The sequence below is a fragment of the Acutalibacter intestini genome (assembly GCF_034334985.1).
GTDB lineage: Bacteria > Bacillota > Clostridia > Oscillospirales > Acutalibacteraceae > Acutalibacter > Acutalibacter intestini.
Genome location: NZ_JAWXXL010000083.1, coordinates 1 through 4,179 on the forward strand (window position 1 = coordinate 1; position 4,179 = coordinate 4,179).

The following is a 4,179-nucleotide window of genomic DNA, read 5'->3' on the forward strand; positions in this document are numbered from 1 at the left end:
CAACGGCTACTACACCTGGTCGGCCTGGGACGCCCAGGGCCGCGAGTGGAAGTTCCAGCGGGACGTGAGCATCGAGGGGCCGGACAGCGAAAAGTGCGAGATGGTCACGCCGATCCTCATCTACGCCGACATGGACACCCTCCAGGAGTTGGTTCGGCGGCTGCGCAAGGCCGGAGCCAAGAGCGATTACACCAGAGGGTGCGGGGTTCACATCCACATCGGAGCCAAGGGCCACCCCCCCCAGACCCTCCGCAACCTCGCCAACATCATGGCCAGCCATGAGCGCCTTCTGGCGGACGCCCTGGCCCTCGACCACTACCGCATGAGCCGCTACTGCCGGACGGTCGACCCCCGGTTCATCGAGACGGTCAACCGCCGCAAGCCCGACACCATGAGCGAACTGGCCGACATTTGGTACAGCGCCAACAACGCTACCTACGGCAGAAACCAGCACTACAACGACAGCCGCTACCATATGCTCAACCTCCACGCCACCTTTACCAAGGGTACAATCGAGTTCCGCCTTTTCCAGTTCGACGCCCCCGCCGCCGACCGCAGGAACGGCCTCCACGCCGGACAGCTGAAAAGCTACATCCAGCTTTGCCTCGCACTGAGCCAGATGGCGAAGGCGGTCAAGACCGCCAGCTCCAAGCCCCAGCAGAACGACAACCCCAAGTACGCCATGCGCACCTGGCTCCTCCGTATGGGCTTCATCGGCGACGAGTTCGCCACCGCCCGCGACCTGCTGACCCGCCGCCTCGCCGGGGACGCCGCCTTCCGCAACGGACGCGCCGCTTGAAGGGCAAACAGAAGGAGATAGCCTTCTGCTACCTTACCTTTGACCGCTTCGGCGGTCTTAAGGTGGTAGAAGGGTACCTCCTTCGGAAAGGACGGAATCAAAATGGCAAAGAGATACTACATCGCCTACGGCAGCAACCTCAACATCCCCCAGATGCGGATGCGCTGCCCTGGGGCGCGGATCATCGGCACCTCGGTCATTCCCGACTACGAGTTGCTGTTCAAGGGGAGCAAGACCGGCTCCTACCTCACCATCGAACCGAAGGCTGGGGCCAGCGTCCCGGTGGCGGCGTGGGAGGTTGGCGAGGATGACGAACTGGCCCTTGACCACTACGAGGGCTGTCCCAATTTTTACTACAAGGCCGAGATGGTGCTGCCCATCAAGGGCATCCGCTCCGGGAAGGTTCGCCGCCGTAGGGTATTCGCCTACATCATGCATGAGGAGCGGAGCCTCGGACTGCCCTCCGCCCGATATGTGGCGGTCTGCCGGGAAGGGTACGATGCCTTTGGCTTCGGCCAGCGGTACTTGACCGACGCCATCCAGCGAAGCGTGGAGGGAATGAAATGAAAAACAACATTTTTCGGATTTCCGTCTGCCCCAGGTGTGGACAGACCTACACCGACCACCCCGCCATTTCCAGGGCGGACAACACACCCATCTGCCCCGACTGCGGCACCAGGGAGGCCCTGGAGAGCATCGGGGTGGACACCGTCGAGCAGAACAAGATCATCAACACCATCCACCGCTGCCAAAGGGGGTAATCTACACAGTTTTCACACCAGCTATTTGTGTAGATTATGCTCCGAATTGACTTGCTATTATCTCCGTTTAGAGCGAATATGGGTACACCGAAAGGGAAAACCACACTTTGAAAACGGAGGAACCGAACATGAAAAAGCAGAACACCAACAAGGCCCAGACTTACCGCCTGCCCCAGACCACCACCCCGGAGAACCTTGAGACACGGCTGATGCTGGGCGGCGGCACCCTCCTCACCTTCGGCGACCGCATCCTGGTCGCGGGGTACTTCTACGACCCCAGCGGGCGCAGCTACTACGGGGCCACCTACCGCTTCACCACCGCCGACCACACCTGCGAGGGCGAGATGGAGCTGGTCAGCATCTCCGAGGACACCTTCGAGGACAACGGCCACGCCATTGCCTGGGCGATGGCCCACTGAGGGGGTGCGGAAATGAGCTGGTACAAGGTTTGGATGGTCGTTCCTGGAACGGACGGCGATGCTGAGAACGGCCCCTGCGAACCGCAGTGGTGGAACGACATGGTGCAGGCTAATGATGAGCCTACGGCGATTGCGACCGCCAACGCCAAAGCGAGAACCGATTGGGAAGATTCAGATGGCGAGTATCCCTGCGGCAGAGAGCTTGGGGAGGAATGCCCGGTCTGCACAGACGCACAGATGGTCACGGACGAGGAATACGCCGCCTGGGTAAAACAGATGGAGGATTTCGAGCCGCTGCCCTTTGAGTAAGAAAAACCGAATACACCGAAGCACCAGCCCTCCGGGGCTGCTGCTCGTTACTGGCTTGCCGCAGGGCAGGTCATTTTTTATGTCATCTTGGAGGTGACCCGCCATGCGTAAGCTGAAAAAATATAAGTCCACACCGTTCAGAGCCAAGGACTCCACCTACAGCAAGGAGGCCGCTGACTACGCCGTGGGTTTCATCGAGTGTCTCTGCCACACCAAGGGAACCTGGGCCGGGAAACCTTTTGAACTTATCGACTGGCAGGAGCAAATCATCCGGGATGTGTTCGGCACCCTCAAGCCCAACGGCTACCGCCAGTTCAACACTGCCTATATCGAAATCCCGAAGAAGATGGGCAAGAGCGAACTCGCCGCCGCTGTCGCCCTCCTGCTCTGCTGCGGGGACGGTGAGGAGCGGGCCGAAGTCTACGGCTGCGCCGCCGACCGTCAGCAGGCGTCCATCGTGTTCGAGGTCGCCGCCGATATGGTGAAGATGTGTCCGGCCCTCTCCAAGCGGGTGAAGATTCTGGCCTCCCAGAAACGCATCATCTACCAGCCCACCAACAGTTTTTACCAGGTGCTTTCGGCGGAGGCATACAGCAAGCATGGCTTCAACATCCACGGGGTGGTCTTTGACGAGCTGCACACCCAGCCCAACAGAAAGCTGTTCGATGTTATGACCAAAGGCTCCGGCGATGCCCGGATGCAGCCGCTCTACTTCCTCATCACCACCGCTGGCACCGACACCCGCTCCATCTGTTACGAGACACATCAGAAGGCCAAGGATATTCTGGAGGGCCGGAAAATTGACCCCACCTTCTATCCTGTGATCTACGGTGCGGATGAGGGGGACGATTGGACAGACCCCAAAGTGTGGAAAAAGGCCAACCCCTCCCTGGGTATCACGGTGGGCATTGACAAGGTGCGGGCGGCGTGTGACTCCGCCAAGCAGAACCCCGCCGAGGAGAACTCCTTCCGGCAGCTCCGCCTCAACCAGTGGGTGAAACAGGCGGTACGCTGGATGCCCATGGAGCGGTGGGACAAGTGCGCCTTTGCCGCCAATGAGGACAGCTTGGAGGGCCGGGTCTGCTACGGCGGTCTGGATTTGTCCTCCACTACCGACATCACGGCCTTCGTGCTGGTGTTCCCGCCCGTGGACGAGGACGATAAATACAGCATCCTCCCGTACTTCTGGATTCCAGAGGACAACCTCGACCTCCGAGTCCGGCGGGACCATGTTCCCTACGATGTGTGGGAGAAGCAGGGCTTTCTCCAGACCACCGAGGGCAATGTGGTCCACTACGGCTACATTGAGAAGTTCATTGAGCGGCTGGGGGAACGGTTCAACATCCGGGAGATCGCCTTTGACCGCTGGGGCGCCGTCCAGATGGTACAGAACTTGGAGGGCATGGGTTTTACTGTGGTTCCATTCGGGCAGGGCTTCAAGGATATGTCGCCGCCCACCAAGGAGCTGATGAAGCTGGTGCTGGAAGAGCGTGTGGCCCACGGCGGTCACCCGGTGCTGCGGTGGATGATGGACAATATTTACATCCGCACCGACCCGGCTGGCAACATCAAGCCGGACAAGGAGAAATCCACCGAAAAAATCGATGGTGCCGTTGCCACAGTGATGGCCCTGGACAGGGCTATCCGTTGCGGTAACGACACCAGCGCCTCGGTCTACGATGACCGGGGCATTTTGTTTATCTGAGAAAGGACGGTGAATTGATATGGGCTTTTTCAGCAGCTTGTTCCGTTCGCGGGACGCTCCCCAAGATCGCACCGCCGGGAGCGGCTACACCTTCTACTTCGGCGGCTCCACCTCCGGCAAGGCCGTCACCGAGCGGAGCGCCATGCAGATGACGGCGGTGTATTCCTGCGTCCGCATCTTGGCGGA

General features: G+C 60.1%; 6 protein-coding genes and 1 pseudogene. All 7 read left to right on the forward strand.

The window, feature by feature from the left end; translation table 11 throughout:
- Nucleotides 1-799: amidoligase family protein (locus U8U68_RS21535; protein ID WP_322204464.1), on the forward strand; the 799-nt coding region annotated here is incomplete at its 5' end.
- Between the two features lie 102 nt (nucleotides 800-901).
- Nucleotides 902-1,366, forward strand: coding sequence for a gamma-glutamylcyclotransferase family protein (locus tag U8U68_RS21540; protein WP_322204466.1), 465 nt, complete (start codon nucleotides 902-904; stop codon nucleotides 1,364-1,366).
- Complete coding sequence (locus U8U68_RS21545) at nucleotides 1,363-1,560, forward strand: hypothetical protein (protein ID WP_322204468.1); 198 nt, start codon at nucleotides 1,363-1,365, stop codon at nucleotides 1,558-1,560. The genes U8U68_RS21540 and U8U68_RS21545 overlap by 4 nt, the downstream gene beginning before the upstream one ends.
- Nucleotides 1,561-1,667: 107 nt before the next feature.
- Entirely contained in the window at nucleotides 1,668-1,979 is a 312-nt protein-coding gene (locus U8U68_RS21550; RefSeq protein WP_322204470.1) for an Nmad4 family putative nucleotide modification protein, read from the forward strand.
- A gap of 12 nt (nucleotides 1,980-1,991) precedes the next feature.
- Nucleotides 1,992-2,288 carry a hypothetical protein gene (locus U8U68_RS21555; RefSeq protein ID WP_322204472.1) on the forward strand — a complete coding sequence of 99 codons (297 nt, stop codon included), beginning with the start codon at nucleotides 1,992-1,994 and terminating at the stop codon, nucleotides 2,286-2,288.
- 103 nt (nucleotides 2,289-2,391) lie between these two features.
- A complete protein-coding gene (locus U8U68_RS21560; RefSeq protein WP_322204474.1) occupies nucleotides 2,392-3,993 on the forward strand; it encodes a terminase large subunit in 1,602 nt (533 codons plus the stop codon).
- Between the two features lie 19 nt (nucleotides 3,994-4,012).
- Nucleotides 4,013-4,179, forward strand: a pseudogene (locus U8U68_RS21565) (phage portal protein); the annotation flags it as partial.